The following is a 19,899-nucleotide window of genomic DNA, read 5'->3' on the forward strand; positions in this document are numbered from 1 at the left end:
TAAGGCTCGTGTCAGTAACAATGGTTACCCTGCCCAAGCTCCTATAATCTATAAACTTCAAGTGGAAGAAGCGATGGGGTTACTGCTCCCTCTTTTTGGTGTTGAACCAATAACTTATTCCAGCCGAGAAATAGAAAACACTTTCTAGATCCTCGGTTATCACTGAATCTTCAGTGGTAATCGTGGCGCTGCTCTGTGGTAGGGCCAATGTAGGTGCAAAAGAAAAAATGAACTGTTTGTGATGGTATTGAACCGGAAGACTCAGTTCCACATTCAAGATGTTGAACTCAGAAGCTTCCTCAATCTCCACCATGGTGGCGGCCGTATTTGTGCCCCCGGTACCTTGACCTTGTCCCTGGCCCTTTCGGTTGCCAAGGCGGCTTGTTAGATAATACTCCTGATAGAAATATTGTGATCCACCATAAATGGAGATTGTTGGATCGATTAAAAAGTTCTGGTCATTGCTGTAAAAAATACGGTCAAGCATCAATCCTGTAAAAATATCTGCAGAACTACCATCGTTAAAGTAGGTACTGGCCATCAATGATATTTCCAACACCTTGAAGTTATAACTCAAGAAGCCCGAAATATCGGCGATAATCTCTGATTGCACATTATAGCTGTCCTCATTAAAGAAATAGGCCGTCCCTGAAATTCCCCCACCGAGTTTTTCACCTTGTGTCAGGTAACCCAAATTTGCCAAAACCAAGTCCACACGATTTTCTTCGGAGCCAACCAAATAGGAAGCTGAAGCATCGACAAAAAAACCAGACTTGTCGTAATATCCTATGGAAGGAAAAATATAGGGAGCTGCAATGGAATCACGCCTGCCCATAAAAATGGCATCGTTGATATAGCTGACATCTGTCAAGATGTAGGACTCCCCATTGTTTGAGATTTCTTCCGCGGATTTCTTGCTGTTCTGAGCCAACATGAATGTAGGCAGAATGAATAAATGGAAAAAGAAAATGAACCAAACTTTCATGATGAAGATTTTAAAGTTATCACGGAACGGGAATGCCCGGGAAGAAAACCCACCTCAAGTTCCGTTTTTACATTCTGGGCATTCCTTTTAAAAACCTATAATGTGCTTTTTTTCTTTTTTTTCATAGGAGTTTTGCCCACTTTTTTCTTCATCATATTTTTTCGTGACATCTTGTTTTTTTGAATCATCATTTTACGATGTTGGTACATATTTGTAAACTTGGCACCATCCATATTGATGCATTCACCATCACGAAGACGAAGTTGTTTTTGCTGCGCATTTTGATAACTTCCATCTGGATTCACCACTAGACCATCACCAAGATTGACCTGATTTTGTATTCGGTTTTGTTCACGGTTCCTGATTTGAAAGGTTTGACCCTCTATCATCATGATCTGGTACCTGTTTTGGTTCCGCTCTTGGATTTGTGTCTGGTTAAGTCCTTTGTTTTCTTGTTTTACCTTATACCGATATTGATATTCATTGCGGTATTTGATACCATCATTATCCAAGCATTCACCATCTCGTAGACGTAATCTGTCGCGATCTCTTGTCATGTAAGAGCCATCAGGGTCCACCACGCTACCATCATTTAAGATTATTGGATCCTGCAAACGTATTTGGTCTCGATCACGAATCTGAAGTACATCACCGTCAACTAGCATTAAACGGTCTTGGTCCCTATCTTGTACCGTGTCCGGATCTTGTGCATTGAGCATCATAGTTCCTAGAACTATAAATACAATTACAAAAAGTGCTTTTTTCATCTTTCCTATGCTTTTAAAATTAACAAGGTGAAGGTATTGATACCTTATGTTGCCTTCAATGACCTGAGTCAGTTACGCTCAATAAATACAACCCTTTACCAGGGTTCTTTTGTAACTTTTGTTACACAAAAACCTCTTTTTTCAAAATTTCCAAACAATTTGGATTTCATTACAGAGCTACATGATAATTGTCATTAAAAAGAATACAGCAACCGATTTTATGAATTGATATGGGCTTTAAACTAGAAAACATAGCTGCCGATGCAGTACCCAGAGCAGATGGTGCACAAAAAGAGCGCCAACCATCAATTCTTGAAAGGGAAATAACACTATTTGGAAAACCATTTTCAAACAAGAAAAAGGAAGATTTTTACACAGAGTTGAGTGTACTTCTAAAAGCGGGGGTGACCCTGAAAGAATCTTTGCACCTAATTGAAGAGGGACAGAAAAAAGAGAAACAAAAAGAGTTATTCAATCATTTGGGTGAAAATCTGCTTTCCGGAAGTAGTTTTTCTGAGGCGATAAAAAATAAAAAGGAGTTTACGGAATACGAATACTATTCTTTAAAGATTGGGGAAGAATCTGGAACACTAGCAACAATTACAAAAGAACTGGGTTCTTTTTTCGCTAAAAAAAATGAGCAGCAACGAAATTTGGTCAATGCATTGACCTATCCTATCATTATCCTTGTAACAGCCGTGTTAGTAGTCATCTTTATGCTAAGATTGGTGGTCCCAATGTTCCAAGATATTTTTAAACAGAACAATGTTGAGCTGCCATGGATCACTCGTTTCATTGTATCCGTATCAGACTTTATAAAAGACTACGGTTGGTGGATTTTACTGCTCATAGTAGGTTCTTTGCTTTTGAGAAAGATGCTCTTTGGTAATGATTGGTTCAAAAAGAGGATGGATTATTTTTTAATGAGAGTACCCTATTTGGGAAACTTTCTTAAAGCTGTTTATCTAGCTCAATTTACCAGGGCAATCAGTTTGTTGACGACTTCAAGGGTCCCAGTATTGAACAGCATAGAGCTCGCCGGAAAAATGATTGATTTTTATCCACTACGTGATGCGTTGAATAGCGTGAGCAGTAAAATTTTACAAGGAGAAAGCTTGAGCAATAGTCTTAAAGGAAATAAGGTGTTCAGCAATAAGATGATTTCTATGGTCAAGGTTGCTGAGGAAACCAATCAGACCGAGTTCATGTTTGAAAGATTGAACCAGCAATATAGTGTAGAGGTCCAACAAAAATCCAAACTATTAAGTACGTTATTGGAACCCATGATAATTCTGGTGGTTGGGGTTTGTGTTGGCGTTATTTTGGTCGCAATGTACCTACCCATGTTTAAATTGGGCAGCGTACTTGGCTAAAATTATTATTTCGGACTTATTTCTGAAAGACATTGTGAAAGAAGGATACTAGCGATTGAATAATAAAAACTTTAGTGCTAAAAAAGCTACTGCCATATAAGACATATCTGCGACCTACTTTATTTGCAGTGAGCCAATTAATGGAATACTGATTATAATCATTTCTTCAACTTTTTTTTCAAGCTAGATTTGGGTGTAAAACTAGGCTATGTCAACGTCGGAATTGATTGTTTTTATAGTTCTTTCAATACTCTCCGAAATCTTTGGAACAATAGGAGGCTTTGGGTCATCAGTTTTCTTTGTGCCCATGGCCAGCTATTTCATGGCTTTTCAGACTGTTTTGGGAATTACCGCAATATTTCATTTGAGCAGTAATATCACCAAAATCGGTTTTTTTAGAAAAGGGTTTGATAAAGCTATAATCCTATCACTTGGAATACCTGCCGTAATTTTTGTGACGGTTGGTGCTTTTCTAAGCAAGTTTTTAGATTCAGAACTACTTACTTTAGGCCTAGGTTTTTTTCTTATTCTTTTTAGTTTGCTTTTCATTTTAAGAAAGGATTTAAAAATACTTCCCACCACTAAAAATGCGATTTTTGGAGGAGCACTTTCAGGACTTCTAGCAGGACTACTTGGCACAGGAGGGGCCATAAGAGGAGCTACCATGTCTGCTTTCGATTTTAACAAGGAGAAGTTTATAGCTACCTCAGCAATCATCGATTTGGGAATAGACCTGAGCAGAAGTATTGTATATACCTACAATGGCTTTGTACAAAAAGAAATTCTCTATCTTATCCCTATTCTTCTGGTTGTAAGCATTTTAGGAACTTATATAGGGAAGTTGATACTTGATAAAATAACTCAGGCCCAATTTAAACGATTGGTGCTTTTTTTAATATTGGGCATTGGAGCGGTTACAATACTAACAAACATATAGTTTGAGAAAAATCCTCCCTCATGCCGTTTAATTTAACAGTTAAGAAAATGATAGCTTTGGTTATAGTAGTACTCGTCTTTGCATTGGTAATTTGTGTTTTCTATGGATATTATCATTTTAATGTATTGGTTGAAAAAGACAAAGAAGAACTTTTTAATCATACTGGAAACTCCGAGAAATTGGTAACCAAAGAGGATTTGGATCATCTGCCAAATAATATGAAGGACTACTTGATCAAGGTGGGTGTCATTGGAAAATGTAAAGATTGCCATGCCATTATCAAACAATCTGGCCAAATAAAACAAAAACAAGATGGTAAATGGGCAAATTTTATCGCAAAGCAGTTTGTTACTGCCAAACCCATTGGGTTTGTTTGGGCAGCAAGAGCGTTCCCTGTTTTTGTCAAAGACAAAAGCATTGAAGGGGTAGGGGAGGTTAACATCAGTTTTTTAGGACTAAGGTCAATAGCAGTTCATCAATCCAAGGAGACAAATGAAAGTGCTTTAGGAAGGTGTTTGGGTGAACTTACACTCTATCCCATTGGTTTTTTGAACAACGATATTACGTGGAAGTATATTGACGAAAATTCAATTAAGGCCACAATAACGGTTGGAGGCACTACGACCGAAGGTGTTTTTTATTTTGATAAAAATGGATTGATAGACCGTTTTGAATCCAAACGATACAGAGATGAAACCTTGGAAGATTTTACTGGTAAAGTAGAAAATTACCAGACAAAATGTGGTCTACATATTCCCACTAAAATGAAAGCCATATGGAATTTGAAGAATGGAGATTTTGAGTATTTTAATTGTAACATCATTGATTACCGTATTGAATAAATGGATTTTATAGACTATTACAAAGTATTGGGCATTCAAAAAAATGCATCCGCTGCAGATGTTAAGAAGGCCTATAGAAAACTGGCCAGAAAGTACCATCCAGACCTAAATCCGAATGACCCACAGACAGAAAAGAAATTCAAACAAATAAATGAGGCCAACGAAGTACTATCAGATCCGGTTAAACGTAAAAAGTACGACCAATATGGAAAAGATTGGCAGCATGCAGAGGAGTTTGAAAAAGCAAGAAAGTCGGCAAGGAGAGGACAACAAGGAAGACAGACTTATTCAGGGGATGCAACGGGTGACTTTTCCGATTTTTTTGAGGCAATGTTTGGGGGTAGCGGTTTTAGCGGCCAAAGGAGAAAAGTAAAATTTAGAGGTCAAGACTATAATGCAGAATTGCAGCTCAATCTCATGGATGTTTACACCACCCAAAAACAAACACTTACAGTAAACAATAAGAAAATAAGAATTACAATTCCGGCGGGGATAGATGATGGCCAGACCATTAAAATAAAAGGGCATGGTGGTCCAGGGATTGAAGGTGGACCACCAGGAGACCTTTTCATCACCTTTTCCATAATTAATAATACCACATTTAAAAGAGAAGGTCCCAATTTGTTCAAAACAATCAAAATACCGCTCACAACGGCCATATTGGGAGGCGATATTTATGTAAATGCCTTATCCGGAAAAGTAAAGCTAATGGTAAAGTCTGGCACAAAAAACGGAACAAAGGTTAAACTAAAAGGCAAAGGATTTCCCAAATATAAAAAGGAGGAGGAATTTGGAGACTTGATTTTGACTTACGAAGTGGATGTACCTACAAACCTAACGTCTGATCAAAAGAGGCTTTTTGAAGAATTAAAGGAGACCAATTTATAATAAGATGAACTCGGATAAATTTATTTCAATAAAAACTTTTTGTAAAATACATGGTGTTACCGAATCATTTGTATATGAATTGGGCGAATTTGATGTGCTGAAACTCCATATAAAGGGCAAAGAAGCACAATTGCCTGTTGAGGAATTGGTGGTTTTGGAAAGGATGGTGCGCTTGAACAAAGAATTGGATATTAATCCGGAAGGACTTCATGCGGTGCACCACCTGCTAAAAAAGTTGAATGAACTACAAGAAGAACTATTTGTCCTTAAACGTAAATTGGATAATAATGTTTAAAAATATGGCTTGATTGTTTTCAATTTGGGTGGACGATAGGTGACTTTCTCTTGCTTATCGATTTTCTTTTTGGAACTACTACAATGCGTCCCATATTGCACAGTTCGCTTCTCACCAAATCCATATCTCTGAACGTTGCATACTCAAAATAGATAGTGCGTTCCGCAAGATTTATATTAACATTGGCTACAAATCCCAACCCCTCCAATTTCTGCTTTAAAGCATTGGCGGTTTTTTCATCTTTCAGGTTTTGTATGAGTAGGCAGGTGTTTAACACAATGTATTGTATATAATTTTTTGACTTACGTCTTGCCTTTATTTATGAGCCACAACCTTAAAGGTAATGTGGTGAATAGATATTTTAAATGACGTAGGTCATTTCAATTTCAACTACCGTCGACTAGTTTCACTATTAAAAATGAAAACAATTCTTTATGCCACAGACTATTCCAAAAACTCTGCTGCCGCATTAAAGTTGAGTTATTGGCTAAGTAAAAAATTAGACGCAAAACTTGTGATATTACATGTTTTTGATCTTAACGTTGCTTTATTGACCCCTTTGAGTTTAACCTATTCCAAAATGGAAAAGGAAACTTATTCAAAACACTTGGAAAAACTATCGGTGTTTTGCGATTCTGCCACGGGCATTTTACCAGATGGCGAACGCATGCAGATTGTGATCAAGGAGAATGCCATAGTGTATGAAGGTATTTTAGAAACCCAGAAGGAGATGGGAGCAGATTTGGTTGTAATGGGCATGAAAGGTAGCAGCACACTCAAGGAATTGATTATAGGTAGTACCACCATTGCAATGATTGAGAAAAGTCCGTGCCCTATTTTGGCCGTACCTTCTTCAATTAATGAAATAGCCCTTAAAACCATTACGTATACCACTGATTTTGAAGAGTCGGATTTGCATGCCATAGCTTGGTTGGTAAAAAATTTCATTTCGAAATTGAACGCTACTCTCAATATTGTACATATTTCCACTAAGAACGAATATGCAGGTGAAGACCAGATGGAATGGTTTAAAGAAATGCTGCAACAAAAGGTTTCTTTTGACAAGCTGGATTTCAAAATTTGTTTTTCTGATGATATCTTCAAAGAATTGGTATTGTTTTTAAGCAAAACAAAGACTGATCTAGTAGTTATGCTGGAGCGTGAAAAAACAAGCTTTATTAAATCATTGGCCCATAGGGATTTGGTCAAACAAATGGCATTCAAAGGAACTTTACCATTGTTGTGTTTCAACAAAGAAATGCTTTCACCCTAACTTAAGAAAATGGTTGATCAAGATATTGAGTTACAAAAAGTTGTTGGGCCCGACACTAAATTTATCAATACTGATTCAGGTCATTGATGGGGTTAGAAGATTGCGATAATTTTATACTACTTAAAACAACGTCATGAAAACACTTTTATATGCCACCGATTGTACCCAATCAACCTCCACTGCGCTAAAGTATGCGCATAGGTTTAGTGTTGCCATGAATGCTAGGTTGCATGTGCTTCATGTTTATGACCTGGCTCCTTTTGAGACGGTTACCGTTAGATCAAGAAGTGTTTTAGAAAGCAACTTTTTTAGCGAACAGCATGCTATCCTGAAGGACTATTGCAAAGAGCAGTTAAAACATGAATTGGGTCCAAAAAAAATAACCTCTATTGTAAAAAAGAACAGATCTGTTCCAGAAGCTATTTTTGAGACTGCAAAAAAACTTAATCCAGATTTGGTCATGGTGGGAACAAAAAACCCAAAAACGTTGCGAGGTTTCTTTAAGGGCAATATTGCCAATGAACTTATGAAGAAGACAGAATGGCCTTTGTTGATTGTTCCAAATGGGGTGTACTACCATGGGCTGTCAACATTGCTTTATGCAACAGATTTTGAAGAAACCGATGTTCACGCAATAAAAAGTGCTGTTGAGATTGCAGAACCTTATGGAGCGTTGATTAAAGTTGTTCATGTTCTTGAAAAAAAGGAACATGGTGTTGATAGGCAAATGATCTGGTTGAAAAAGGCTATAAAACAAAAGATAGGATATCCTGAAATTGTATTTAAAATTCAAGAGGCCAAAGATGTAGAATCTGGCTTGCTTAACTGTATTGATACAGAAATGCCCGAAATTTTGGCCATGATGGAAAGAGAGAATGATTCTTTATTGGATAGGTTTTTGCATAAGGATTTGGTAAAGACCATGGAAAAGGAAATAACTATTCCCTTATTGGTATTTAACAAGAAAAGCATCAAAGCAAAGTTTGCAGAACAGACAGACGACACTTTCTCTTTTGAGCTGGCCTAGTATGGGTTTGTATCAAATAGGATAAAGAAAAAGCTCAATATGATTATTGAGCTTTTTCATGTAATGAAGTTTAATGTATAGAAAATGGTTCCCTAGCGGTGAATAATATGGCCATCCTCCATTTGTATGATCCTATCCGTTTTAGAGGCAAAATCTTCATCATGAGTCACCACCAAAAGGGATAAACCCGCTTCCTCTTTTAGTTGTTTAAAAATGTCAAACACATTTTTTGCATTATAACTATCAAGGTTTCCAGTAGGTTCATCGCCCATTAAAATAGAAGGATTGTTGATTAATGCACGTGCGATTGCAACCCGTTGTTTTTCACCTCCAGAAATTCTGTTCGCTCTTTTTTTTGCCAGATGATCAATATGCAACATTTTCAGTTTTTGCATGGCGTTATGTTCAATTTCCTCATGGCTCAATTGCGCTAATTTTTTAGCGGGAAGCATTACGTTCTCCAAAACACTGAACTCTAAAAGCAAATAATGAAATTGAAAGACAAAACCGATGTGTTTGTTTCTAAGTTGTGAAAGTTCAACACTTGGTTTTCCCGTCACATGTTCCTCGTTGAGGTACAAATCTCCTTTGTAGTCGGTATCCATAGTTGATAGAATATATAACAAGGTAGATTTTCCTGAGCCCGATTTGCCCATGATGGATGCAAATTCCCCTCTTTTGATCTCAAAACTTATGTCCTTCAACACATGGAATAGGACAGGTTTTTTAAAATACTTGTTAATGTTCTTTGCTTCTAAAACGTTACGCATGGGCATTTTTTAGGTTCCTCTGATAATTTTTACGGGATCCACTTTTTTTGCCTTGTTGGATGGTAAATAACCGGCAATAAAGGTTGAAATCAAAGCAAATGAGATTCCAATGGCATAAAAGACAGGATTATGGTTTATGGGGTAAGTGGTAATTGTTGGAAGAGCTTCTGTTTCCCAAGGCAAATTATCTATCAACTGAGAGAAACCAAATCCAATAAGAAGACCCGTTAATCCTCCAACAATCCCTATTATCATGGCTTGGCTCATGAAGATAAGTTGAACGTCCTTACCGGAAAACCCTGTTGCCTTTAAGATGGCGATATCCTTCATTTTTTCATAAATGAGCATATTCAAAATGTTGTAAATGCCAAAACCGGCAACAATGAGCAAGGTGACCGAGACCGAATAGGTTATCAAGTTTCGTATTTGGGTGCCGGTTTCAAATTGGGCATTGGCTTCTTTAATATCCATCGCCTTAATATTGAACTGTTTTCCCAAACGACTGGCCATATTGGGAGCATCTTCAATATCATAAAGCTTCACATTCACATCTGTAATATAGTTTTCTGCCTCCCCAAGAATTTTTTGCACTGTATTAATATTGGCAAAACTTTGGATGTTGTCCACCTCAGCAATTCCACTTTGGTAAATACCCACTATTTTTAGGGGAAAAAGGGTTCCTTTAACTGTACTGATCTGTACTCTGTCACCAATGGAAAGCGACATTTTCTTTGCGATACCCGCCCCTAACAAAATCCCATTGGTGGTGTTTTTTAAAGCTTCAGGTGTACCCTCTGTAATGTAATCATGAAAATTTGATAGCCTTACCTCTTCCATAACGTCTATTCCGGTAAGATTCCCTCCCAAATCAATGGATCCGGACAGGTAAAATATCTGCGCCCTAACCTGTGGAGTGGCCCCTTTTACATTATCATCCTCTTTTAGATAGTTTAAAATGGGCAATGCGTTATGAATTTTCTTTTGGCTCAACTTAGGTTTTATGGAATGCACCTGGTTCAATCCATCTTCAAATTCTGGATATAGCAGTATGGGCTGATTTTCTGAAGGTTCAATTTCGTTATATAGATGTATATGAGGTGTTTGGTTGAGTACCAAATCATCAAGCATAGTATTTACACCTGTCATAAAACTTACCAGGGTGATATAAGCACCAATGCCAAAAGTAACACCTAAAGAAGCAGTCACGGTAGACTTTGATTTGGTGACCAAATGTGTTTTGGCAATATTGAGAATCACCTTCCAATTAATCATTATTTCGGTTTTAAAATATAGGTGTTTTCGTTAATTCCACTTAGAATTTCTACTCTATCCATACTCTGAACACCAGTGATAACCTCTACTTCTCCATCTTCTGTTAGCACCTTGGTTCCTTCAATAAGATATTCCTTGGGCAATGTAAGGGCATCTTCTTTTTCTGCAATCAGGATATTTCCTTCTCCGGAGAGTCCTGGGTATAATTTGTTGGGAGGAGCAATAAAAATCGCTTCTACCTTAAAAGTCTGTGAACGTTCATCTTTTCTAGGGTATATTTTGTGAAGTTTTGCCTCAAATACTTCAGAATTATATGCATCCAGAGTGATTAGGATTCTTTGCCCTAGATCCAATTTTACAATATCCACCTCATCAACCAATAGTTCTACCATGAACTTGTTGCTCAGTCCAACAGCTGCTATTGGTTCTAAGGTATTTACTATTTCGCCTGGGTTTTTGTAAAGTGCATATACCTTACCATCAATTTTGCTGGCCACAGTAAAGTCTTCTGAAAGCGTTTGTGAAGTTTTATAGTTGTTTTCAGCTTGTTTTACCTGGGTTTGAAGTTCTTTCTTTGTACGCTGGTATTTGCTTTTCAACAGACTTACATTATTTTGAGAAAGCTCATAGGCCAATTTCCTATTGTCAAATTCCAACTTTGAACCTATGTTTTGCGCCCATAAGTTTTTTTGTCGGAAGTAGTTGATGGAATCATTTCTGAGTTTTAATTCAGAGGCCTCTATTTCATCCAGAATGGCTGCTAGTATCGCGGCATTTCCATTGTAGTTTTCCTTTGCCAACTCAAACGACAGTTTTGCATTTTCAACACTCAGTTTTGGAGAGGTGTTGATAATCTGTACTATTCCATCTCCTTTGCCCACCAAATCACCTTCTTCCACCAGATTTTTATCCAAGATTCCTACTACAGAAGAGTATGCTTGGTATAGACTATCTGGTTGAACAGTGGCTGAGGCATACACAGATTCTGTGACAGTCCTCTTTTCTGGATATATGTTGTCTGTTTTAGTGCTACAAGAATATAAGCCTAAAAAAACCGCTAAAAAGAATGAGTGTCTCATCATGGTCTTACATAAATGTCTATTGGGATTTGTTTCTTTTGTTTCGTGCATTCTTCTTTTGCCATCCTCTCCAGTTGGGGATGCCATTTTGATTTCTTAGAGGCAAGACAACTTCATTTATTTTAACTTCCATTGCTATAATGGCAGGAGTTCCTTCATAAGTAATTCTTGAGCCCGTAATGGACAAAGTATCCCCAATTGAAAAAATAACATCTTGATCGTCTATATACCATGATGGACCAAGATGAACCGGGATAACCCCTTGATCGTTTTTTACCTCTAGATGTATGCCATAGGTGGATTTTTGGGCTTCATAGATCGTTAGTATGGATGTTACAGAAGCCTCAAAAGTTTCTATCGTTTTTGGGTTGAACATTTTTCCATAATTGGAGGTTTTGTTTGCACTTCCATCCCCTTTCTGAGCATAGAGCGCCATGGCTCCCATAACTGCAAAAGCAATTAAAAATAAAGTCTTTTTCATCTTTATGGATTTTTTGATTTCTACTTTCAAAGGTATTTTGATATGGTACAATTTAGAATGACGTAGGTCATTGTAAATGCGTTTCAATTCAATTTCTTTTGTCACTAAAACAGAAAATGGCTGTTCTGGTTGTATTAATTGTTTTTGTGCTGCTGATCATTGGTTTTCTATTGGTCCCAATTGATTTTTACATAAACACAGAGAGGGATGAATATTACCTTAGGTTAAAGGGGTTGGCAACTGTAAGTATGGAGCATGATCAAGAGGAAGTTATAAAGTTAAAATTGAAGACGCTTTTTTTTCACCATTATTTCTACCCCCTTAGAGGAAAATCTTCTAAAAAACAGAAAAAAATCAAAGACAATAAGAAGACCGGAGGAAAAAATGTTTCAATAAAAAGGATAGTTGCACTACTGAAATCTTTTAAAGTTAAAAGGTTTGTGTTGGATATTGATACTGGAGATTGCATAGCCAATGCAAAATTGGCTCCTCTTTTTGCTTTTCTGAACTATTATGTGGCACATTTCAGCGTCAATTTTGAAGACAGAAACTTTTTATTGATACACCTACATAACCGCCCAATAAACCTTATTAAATCATTTATTAATACTAAAACTTAATGTCATGGATTTACACTTTGAAGAATTACTAAAACAGATTACGGACTTTATAAAGTCTGAAGCAAAAACAGAAACTATTGTTGGAGAACAGTTTCAACTTGGAGAATTTAAATGTGTGCCCGTTATTAAAGTAGGCATGGGATTTGGCTCTGGAGGAGGTGAAGGTACAGAAGGAAAAGTACGTAAAGGCGAAGGAATGGGAGCAGGTGCCGGTATTGGCATAGAGCCCATTGGTTTTTTGGTGAGCAGAGCTGATGAAATCTCATTCTTGGCTGCCGGTAAAACTCATGGATTGGCAGCAGTGTTTGAAAAGGTACCAGATTTGATTGAACGAATTGCAAAAAACAAGAGCAAGGAAGAAACAATGGCTTAAAAACACATTGTTAAATTAAAAAAGGAGCGCTTTAAAGCGCTCCTTTTTTTTTGAATTTATACTTCCTTTCCCTTCAACATTTTGTTCCAATACAGGTAGGGTAGAATGTACTTTTTTAAAATCCACAGGCGCCAATGTTCTTTGCTAGAGTCTTTGATGAACATTCGTTTTAATTTTGGGTCTGGCATAAAATTTTTGTCATAGTCAAACTCGGCCAGCGCCATTTTACCGTACCCAGTAATAAAAGGACATGACGTATATCCATCATATACCTTATTGCCCAATTCTTTGGTTTTTATAAGTAGTAAAATATTATTGACAACGACTGGTGCTTGCTTTCTAATGGCGGCACCAGTTTTGGAGGTAGGTAGATTACTGGCATCACCAAGACTGAATATATTAGAAAACTGTTTGTGCTGAAGTGTTTTGCTATCAATATTGACCCATCCATTTTCATCTGCGAGGTTTGATTTACCTATAAAGTCTGGAGGTATATTTATTGGAACTACGTGCAACATATCGTATTTAATTCCGACCAAACCATTTTCTTCTAATACTTGAAGTTGGGTGGGATTATGTTCCACAAAATCTGGTGCAACTTTAAACCAAGCTATTTTGTTTTTTCCATCTACTTTTTTTAGTTCATGCTCAAACTTGACGTTAATTCCCTTTCTATTAACAACTTTCCAAAGTGTATCTGCTATTTTCTTTACGGAAAATATGATATCACTTGCAGATGCAAATACCACTGAAGTATTTTTCTTGATTCCACGTTTTTTAAAATGGTCATCGGCCAAATACATTACTTTCTGTGGCGCTCCACCACATTTATAGGGTTTAGGTGGTTGTATAAACAGTGCAACGCCCCCCTTAAAGTTTTTTATGACTTGCCAGGTATGATTGGGGTCGGTATAATTGCTGCAGACCACTCCTTTGTCAAGCGATTCATCCAAGCCTTCTGTTAAAGAAGGTGCAAGTTTTAACCCGGGAGCTATTACAAGGAATTCATAAGTGATATGCCTACCATTGGATATAGTGACCGTATTGTTTTTGCCATCTATTGATACAACTTCTTCCTTAATCCAATCGGCCCTTTTTGGAATAACCGTTTTCATGGGCCTCAAGGTTTTCTTATAATTATAAGTGCCCCCACCAACTAAGGTCCAAGCTGGTTGATACCTATGGCTTTCTGAAGGTTCTATAATACCAATATGCAGTTTTGGATTTTTTTTGAGCAAACTGCTAGAAACCATTATTCCTGCTGTTCCACCTCCAATAATCAATATTTGATATCGAGTTTTCATCTTACAGCATGGTGGTTGGTTCAGCGTAATCGGAAATATCAAACTTACCAGTTTCTTTCATTGCTTTGAATCCACCTTTAATATCGATCATGTTTTCATAGCCCATAGCACGTAGAATGGAAATAAATACCATAGATCTATAACCACTTCTGCAGTGAACGTAGTAAATTTTGTTTTTGTCAATTTCGGATAAACTATCCTTAAAATAATCTAGAGGAAGATTAATGGCGTGCAATACATGTTCGCTGTTATATTCACTATTTCTTCTTACATCTAAAAGATTTACATGTTTCTCTTCCATTATAGACGCTAGCCTTTCCGCCCTTATTGATTTTACCGTGAACAATTGTTTGCTTGCCTGCAACCATGCCTTAATACCACCTTTTAGGTAACCAAGTGTATTGTCAAAACCTATTCTGGCCAATCGCGTAGCTACCTCTTCTTCTTTGCCTTTATTGGCTATGATCAATAATGGTTGTTTCACATCAACAATGGTTGTGCCCACCCAATTTGCAAAACTGCCATCTAACCCAATGTTGTAGGAATTTGGAATATATCCGCGAGCAAAGTCCTGTGCATCTCGAGTATCTATAATTATGGCATTGGTCTCTTCCTGAGCAGCTTCAAAAGCAGCTACACTTAAAGGAGTGGTTCCTTTTGAGATAACTTGGTCAACTGACTCGTACCCTTGAATGTTCATGAGGACATTTTGAGGAAAATACCCAGGTGGAGGCGTTAAACCTGTTAAAATACTATCAATGAAATCTTCTCTTGATAAATCAGGGTCCAGGGCATAATTTGTCTTTTTTTGATGGCCTAGTGTATCTGTGGTCTCATCACTCATCATTTTACCACATGCACTGCCCGCACCATGTCCAGGATATACTATAATATCATCGTTTAAAGGCATTATTTTGTTCCTTAAAGAATCATATAAATGTCCTGCCAGTTTCTCTTGCGTAAGTTCTGCAATTACTTTTTGGGCTAAATCTGGTCTGCCCACATCACCTATAAAAAGAGTATCACCAGAAAACAAAGAAGTTTCCTTTCCGTTTTCATCAATCAACAAATAGCAACTGCTTTCCATTGTATGGCCAGGGGTATGCATTAATTTTATGGTTGCACTTCCCAGTTTAAATTCTTGATTGTCTTTTGCTGATAAAAAATCAAAGCCGGTTTCCATTGTTGTGGGACCATATACTATTGTTGCTCCTGTTTTTTTAGCTAAATCAATATGGCCCGAAACAAAGTCTGCATGAAAATGTGTTTCAAAAACATACTTGATCTGAGCACCGCGTTCTTTGGCCATTTCAATGTATGGTTCTACTTCCCGTAAAGGATCAATAATGGCTGCTTCTCCATTGCTTTCTATATAATAGGCGCCTTGTGCCAAACACCCAGTGTATATCTGTTCTACGTTCATAATTATATTGTTTTATTATATTTTTAGATATGATGAAGTACTAAAATCTATTTCACAAATACAGTAACAAAGGTTACCGAACGTAACTTACTTCAGCACTTGAAGACATCTTTAAAAGTTTAGTTTTCTTATTTCCCAGTTGTTTTCAACCTTGACCGCAACAAGTTTATCATTGAGGATTTTTGTATTGATACGAGGAAGTTTGTACCTACTTTTCTTCAATTGTATATTATACCTTCTTCCCAAGAATTCTATAATCTCGCCAGAAGTGTCCATTATAACTTCATGAAACTTGTCTTCATAAATGTTAAGTTTAAATTCGTTCTGTCCTCTAAATATTTTTTCATGAATTATTCCATTGGTAACCCCATCCTTAAATGGATTTACGTTTAAAAACTGATATTCAATCACCAATTTACCTTTGGTATCAATGAAACCATATACAGGAATTTCATCAACGTATGTTCTTACTATGCAGCGTCCATTAGAGAATTGGGGGTATTTCACAGCTTTTACACCCTCTGATGAGTCGCTGGCATTAGGATTCCAATAAACATCCTCCCTAAAATCTATGATAATATTGCCCAAATCATCAATGAATGCCCATTGTTTTCCCTTTCTTATTCCAGCGAGCCCTTCACTAAATGGAGCAACTTCATCCAGTGTTTTTGGCAATTGTGCCGTTAAATTAGTTACTAAAAAAAATACTAGTATTGTTGCTAAAGTTTTCATCTGTTACTTTTTTTATTTATTACTTTTTAGAACATGATATTGGAATACACCATGTTTTTTAGTTCTTTGGGCAATGCATCTCTTATATCTTCCAATTCGCCTAGCGATACATATTTTCTTAAAAAGACAAAGGTTGTTTTGATGTACCTTTCGGCAACCTCATCGCTGTACTCAAAATCGTTGATTGCAGCGGGACCATCATGTTGACGCACCAAATCAATGAAATCCGCCATACGTTTGGCTTTTATTTTCTTACTGTGAAGTTTCCAACCTTGAACATAAACCGCTTTAAGGAACATTGGCAGCTGTGCAATAAACTGAAGCGATTCTTGCGTTGGGATAATATCGCGCAAAGCATGAAGAATTGCGCTCAAAATACGCCCCGCTTTATCCGTATTATCCCCTAGGTTCATTTTCTTGGTATATTCATTCATGAACCTGTTTCCCTCTGTAGCATATTTATTAAAATTGAGTGCCATGTTTTTTATTTTGTGATTGTTACAAAGGTTGGAGTAGACAATTAAATACAAAATGATTTAGGTCATGGCCTAGGGGAATAATGCCTTTTATTTTTACTCAAAATTGGTGGTTGTGTTCAAAGACAATCAATTGGTTATGAAACCTTCATTAAAAAAGAGCTTATGAAAAAAATATTGGTGCCCGTTGATTTTTCTGAATATTCAGAATACGCCTTGGAAGTTGCAGCGCAAATTGCAAAGCAACAAAATGCCGGTATCATTATTTTTCATATGGTCGGTATTTCTGAATCTGTTCTTTCCAAATCTGAACTTGAGGAAGAAGAAGAGGCAAAGTATTACATCCATTTGGCCAAGGAAAAAATAAAAACGTTTACAGATAAACCTTATTTAGAGGGTATTGATGTTAAAACGGTACTTCAAAATCTCAAAATTTTTAGTGAGATTGATTTGGTCGCAAAAGAGCAAAGTGCAGATTTAATTGTTATGGGATCGCACGGAATTAGCGGTTTAAAAACAGTTTTTGTAGGATCTAATACGGAAAAAGTAATACGTACTGCCCAGGTGCCGGTAATTGTAATAAAAAGGAGACGCCCAAGTTTTGATGTCAAAAACATAGTTTTTGCTTTCGATCTAAAACAGGAAAATGCAAATGCTTTTAAGGCAGTTCAAGAGTTTGCCAAAACATTTTCTGCAACGCTTCACTTGGTCTATATCAACACGGTAGGCATTAATTATATGAGCAACTCTCAAATACAACAAAAAATAGATGCGTTTTTAGCTTTGATCGGAGAAGAAATACCGATCAAAATCTATAATGACTATTCAGTGGAGCTGGGGATATTTAATTATGCCAATGATGTAAATGCCGATATGGTGGCCATACCAACTCATGGCAGAAGAGGATTGGCACATTTTTTTATTGGTAGTATTGGAGAAAGTGTGGCTAACCAGTCAAGTACTCCAATAATGACCGTTAAAATTTGATTACCCCTTAAAAAGCAATTCCAGTCTACCCAACAAGATGAGTTCAGATTTATTTCTTCCAGAGAAGGCAGAAGCAATAGCCCTGGATGTTGACATGATTAAATACTTCATTTTTTCTGAGAACATCTTTTTATTGTCGTTGTAAAAGGCTTCAAACTCTTCGTAACAGTCTTCCCCATTCTTTTCATATTCCAATAACCAATCAAATACGCTTTCAATCTGAAAGGCCGCATCTGCTCCATATTCATCGACAATGGCATCAACCTGTAACCAGCTTTCCCTAACCGTTTTTTTTAATCTATCAATCTCCTTAACATGTACACTATGGTCTGCTTGGGCAACAGCATAAAAAAGTTTGCCCAAGTTTTGATAAAACATTTTACCTGTTTGTTTTTTGTGATCTAACATACCCTTAATATTAATGATTACTCAAATGTAGCAGCTACGAAATCTTTTTTCTATGACCAAAATCAGGAATAAGGTTTACCTTTAAGTTGTGAAACTATTTGAAGAGAACGACATTTTTAAAATTCTTTCAGAAGCAATTTCCGAAGGAATCCTTATTGTAAATGAAAACCAGCTCATTGTCGCAAGTAATGCTATGGCAAATGAGATGTTTGGATATGATATAGAAGAGCTTAATGGAAAATCTTTGGATATTTTATTGCCCGCCAAAACTAGAATTACTCATGAAAGACATTTTGGAAAGTTTATAGAAAAAGGGGGGAAAAGAAGCATGGGTTTGGGATTAGACCTGGAAGGAATTAGAAAAGATGGTTCTGAATTTCCTCTTGAAATTGGTCTAAATTCATTTAAATTATTGCGCAAGAACTATGTAATGGCGTTGGTAATTGATATTTCGGAGCGAAAAAAAGCGGAACAGGCCATCAACCATTGGTTTCGAATTTTTAACGAATCCCTTAACGAAATATTCGTTTTTGATTACAAAACCTTTACATTTCTTAATGTTAACCACGGTGCTCAATTAAATCTTGGTTATTCAATTGAAGAATTGAAACAAATGTCCATATTGGATATAAAACCAGAGCTTTCCAAAGAGAGTTTTACAAGACTTCTTAGACCGTTACTAGGGAACAAAAAAGAAAAGATTGAGTTCGAAACAATGCACCAGCGAAAAGATGGTTCCACTTATCCTGTAGAGGTCCACCTTCAATTATCAACAATTGGCAAGAAACAAGTTGTCGTAGCTATAGTACTCGATATTACGGAAAGAAAAAGTTACACGCAAAACCTTGAAAGAAAGGTTGAAGAAAGAACAGAACAGCTTAGTGAAGCATTAAAGGCAGAGAAAAGTTTGAATGAACTAAAGACCAAATTCTTGTCTTTGGTATCACACGAGTTTAAAACCCCGCTGACCAGTATCCTAACTTCTACAGCGTTGTTGTCTAAATATACTGAGACTGATCAACAAGAAAAGCGCAATAAACATATAGAAACAATCAAATCCAAGGTCAAACATTTGAATGATATTCTTACTGATTTTCTTTCACTGGAAAGGTTGGAGTCTGGCAAGGTTACCTATAACCCTGTTTCTTTTCCATTGAGCAAATTGGTCAATGAGGTGGTTTATAGTGCCAATACCTTGTTAAAAGAGGGGCAGCGTATTTTATACCCTAAAAATGTTGATGGCATATCCATAACTTTTGACGAGAAAATAATGACCCTTGCCCTATCTAATTTGGTGCACAATGCAATAAAGTATTCTCCAGGAAACACTTCCATTGAACTAGCCGTAGAACATGAAACAAAAGCACTTAAGATCCATGTTATCGATCAAGGTGTTGGTATTCCTGAAGAAGAGCAACCTTTCATTTTTGAAAGGTATTTTAGAGCTAGTAATGTATTGACCACTCAGGGGACAGGTATTGGACTTAATATTGCGAAGCAGCACTTGTTTAACCTTGGGGGCAATATTACATTTGAAAGTGAACAGGGAAAAGGTTCTATTTTTACATTAGAAATACCTATTTAAAA

General features: G+C 36.7%; 23 protein-coding genes. 11 read left to right on the forward strand and 12 right to left on the reverse strand.

Annotated elements, in window-relative coordinates; all coding sequences use genetic code 11:
* Positions 1-79: 79 nt before the first annotated feature.
* Together DKG77_RS15110 and DKG77_RS15115 are read right to left on the reverse strand one after the other, a co-directional pair.
* A complete protein-coding gene (locus DKG77_RS15110) occupies positions 80-985 on the reverse strand; it encodes a hypothetical protein (RefSeq protein WP_243414942.1) in 906 nt (301 codons plus the stop codon).
* A 95-nt stretch (positions 986-1,080) separates the two neighbouring features.
* Positions 1,081-1,752, reverse strand: coding sequence for a DUF6799 domain-containing protein (locus DKG77_RS15115; protein ID WP_109664771.1), 672 nt, complete (start codon positions 1,750-1,752; stop codon positions 1,081-1,083).
* 230 nt (positions 1,753-1,982) lie between these two features.
* Here DKG77_RS15115 and DKG77_RS15120 point away from each other — a divergent pair, with 230 nt between their 5' ends.
* The 5 genes from DKG77_RS15120 to DKG77_RS15140 all read left to right on the forward strand — a co-directional run bounded on the left by DKG77_RS15120 (position 1,983) and on the right by DKG77_RS15140 (position 6,087).
* Positions 1,983-3,125 (forward strand): type II secretion system F family protein, encoded by a 1,143-nt coding sequence (locus DKG77_RS15120; protein ID WP_109664774.1) that lies wholly within the window; start codon positions 1,983-1,985, stop codon positions 3,123-3,125.
* A gap of 208 nt (positions 3,126-3,333) precedes the next feature.
* On the forward strand, positions 3,334-4,062 hold the full coding sequence (locus DKG77_RS15125; RefSeq protein ID WP_109664776.1) for a sulfite exporter TauE/SafE family protein: 729 nt from the start codon (positions 3,334-3,336) through the stop codon (positions 4,060-4,062).
* 20 nt (positions 4,063-4,082) lie between these two features.
* Positions 4,083-4,904: a DUF6544 family protein gene (locus tag DKG77_RS15130; protein WP_133248466.1), complete on the forward strand. Its 822-nt coding sequence runs from the start codon at positions 4,083-4,085 to the stop codon at positions 4,902-4,904.
* A complete protein-coding gene (locus DKG77_RS15135) occupies positions 4,905-5,792 on the forward strand; it encodes a DnaJ C-terminal domain-containing protein (protein ID WP_109664781.1) in 888 nt (295 codons plus the stop codon). It abuts the gene before it with no gap.
* 4 nt (positions 5,793-5,796) lie between these two features.
* Positions 5,797-6,087: a chaperone modulator CbpM gene (locus tag DKG77_RS15140; RefSeq protein ID WP_109664784.1), complete on the forward strand. Its 291-nt coding sequence runs from the start codon at positions 5,797-5,799 to the stop codon at positions 6,085-6,087.
* 19 nt (positions 6,088-6,106) lie between these two features.
* Here the strand turns inward: DKG77_RS15140 and DKG77_RS15145 are convergent, their stop codons facing one another.
* Positions 6,107-6,364 (reverse strand): hypothetical protein, encoded by a 258-nt coding sequence (locus DKG77_RS15145; protein ID WP_109664786.1) that lies wholly within the window; start codon positions 6,362-6,364, stop codon positions 6,107-6,109.
* 141 nt (positions 6,365-6,505) lie between these two features.
* Between DKG77_RS15145 and DKG77_RS15150 the strand changes: the two genes are divergently transcribed.
* A complete protein-coding gene (locus DKG77_RS15150) occupies positions 6,506-7,360 on the forward strand; it encodes a universal stress protein (RefSeq protein ID WP_109664789.1) in 855 nt (284 codons plus the stop codon).
* Positions 7,361-7,493: 133 nt separating this feature from the next.
* Complete coding sequence (locus DKG77_RS15155) at positions 7,494-8,387, forward strand: universal stress protein (RefSeq protein WP_109664791.1); 894 nt, start codon at positions 7,494-7,496, stop codon at positions 8,385-8,387.
* A gap of 92 nt (positions 8,388-8,479) precedes the next feature.
* On the opposite strand, the gene DKG77_RS15160 is transcribed toward DKG77_RS15155, so the two are convergent.
* The 4 genes from DKG77_RS15160 to DKG77_RS15175 are packed head-to-tail and all read right to left on the reverse strand — an operon-like array spanning position 8,480 to position 11,989.
* Positions 8,480-9,157: an ABC transporter ATP-binding protein gene (locus DKG77_RS15160; RefSeq protein ID WP_109665039.1), complete on the reverse strand. Its 678-nt coding sequence runs from the start codon at positions 9,155-9,157 to the stop codon at positions 8,480-8,482.
* Between the two features lie 9 nt (positions 9,158-9,166).
* Complete coding sequence (locus tag DKG77_RS15165; RefSeq protein WP_109664794.1) at positions 9,167-10,429, reverse strand: ABC transporter permease; 1,263 nt, start codon at positions 10,427-10,429, stop codon at positions 9,167-9,169.
* Positions 10,429-11,595, reverse strand: coding sequence for an efflux RND transporter periplasmic adaptor subunit (locus tag DKG77_RS15170; RefSeq protein WP_243414943.1), 1,167 nt, complete (start codon positions 11,593-11,595; stop codon positions 10,429-10,431). Before DKG77_RS15170 ends, DKG77_RS15165 begins: the two co-directional genes overlap by 1 nt.
* Positions 11,528-11,989, reverse strand: coding sequence for a MamS/MamX family magnetosome protein (locus tag DKG77_RS15175; protein WP_133248467.1), 462 nt, complete (start codon positions 11,987-11,989; stop codon positions 11,528-11,530). The genes DKG77_RS15170 and DKG77_RS15175 overlap by 68 nt, the downstream gene beginning before the upstream one ends.
* 116 nt (positions 11,990-12,105) lie before the next feature.
* On the opposite strand from DKG77_RS15175, the gene DKG77_RS15180 reads away from it, so the two are divergent.
* Both DKG77_RS15180 and DKG77_RS15185 read left to right on the forward strand, forming a co-directional pair.
* Positions 12,106-12,609 carry a hypothetical protein gene (locus tag DKG77_RS15180; protein WP_109664802.1) on the forward strand — a complete coding sequence of 168 codons (504 nt, stop codon included), beginning with the start codon at positions 12,106-12,108 and terminating at the stop codon, positions 12,607-12,609.
* A 4-nt stretch (positions 12,610-12,613) separates the two neighbouring features.
* Entirely contained in the window at positions 12,614-12,982 is a 369-nt protein-coding gene (locus tag DKG77_RS15185) for a GerW family sporulation protein (RefSeq protein ID WP_109664804.1), read from the forward strand.
* A gap of 56 nt (positions 12,983-13,038) precedes the next feature.
* Here DKG77_RS15185 and DKG77_RS15190 read toward each other — a convergent pair whose 3' ends face one another.
* From DKG77_RS15190 to DKG77_RS15205, 4 genes are all read right to left on the reverse strand, one after another.
* Entirely contained in the window at positions 13,039-14,286 is a 1,248-nt protein-coding gene (locus DKG77_RS15190) for an NAD(P)/FAD-dependent oxidoreductase (RefSeq protein ID WP_109664807.1), read from the reverse strand.
* A gap of 1 nt (position 14,287) precedes the next feature.
* Positions 14,288-15,709 (reverse strand): MBL fold metallo-hydrolase, encoded by a 1,422-nt coding sequence (locus DKG77_RS15195; protein WP_109664810.1) that lies wholly within the window; start codon positions 15,707-15,709, stop codon positions 14,288-14,290.
* 111 nt (positions 15,710-15,820) lie between these two features.
* Positions 15,821-16,441 (reverse strand): WG repeat-containing protein, encoded by a 621-nt coding sequence (locus DKG77_RS15200; RefSeq protein WP_109664813.1) that lies wholly within the window; start codon positions 16,439-16,441, stop codon positions 15,821-15,823.
* Between the two features lie 26 nt (positions 16,442-16,467).
* The gene (locus DKG77_RS15205; RefSeq protein ID WP_109664816.1) at positions 16,468-16,920 is read right to left on the reverse strand and encodes a DUF2267 domain-containing protein; all 453 of its coding nucleotides are present in this window, start codon (positions 16,918-16,920) and stop codon (positions 16,468-16,470) included.
* A gap of 162 nt (positions 16,921-17,082) precedes the next feature.
* On the opposite strand from DKG77_RS15205, the gene DKG77_RS15210 reads away from it, so the two are divergent.
* Entirely contained in the window at positions 17,083-17,904 is an 822-nt protein-coding gene (locus DKG77_RS15210; protein WP_109664819.1) for a universal stress protein, read from the forward strand.
* Here the strand turns inward: DKG77_RS15210 and DKG77_RS15215 are convergent, their stop codons facing one another.
* Complete coding sequence (locus DKG77_RS15215; RefSeq protein ID WP_109664822.1) at positions 17,905-18,312, reverse strand: hypothetical protein; 408 nt, start codon at positions 18,310-18,312, stop codon at positions 17,905-17,907. It abuts the gene before it with no gap.
* Between the two features lie 88 nt (positions 18,313-18,400).
* Here DKG77_RS15215 and DKG77_RS15220 point away from each other — a divergent pair, with 88 nt between their 5' ends.
* Positions 18,401-19,897: a sensor histidine kinase gene (locus tag DKG77_RS15220; RefSeq protein WP_109664825.1), complete on the forward strand. Its 1,497-nt coding sequence runs from the start codon at positions 18,401-18,403 to the stop codon at positions 19,895-19,897.
* Positions 19,898-19,899 lie beyond the last annotated feature (2 nt).

Origin of the sequence: Flagellimonas aquimarina, assembly GCF_003149745.1 — a bacterium.
Classification (GTDB): Bacteria; Bacteroidota; Bacteroidia; order Flavobacteriales; family Flavobacteriaceae; genus Flagellimonas; species Flagellimonas aquimarina.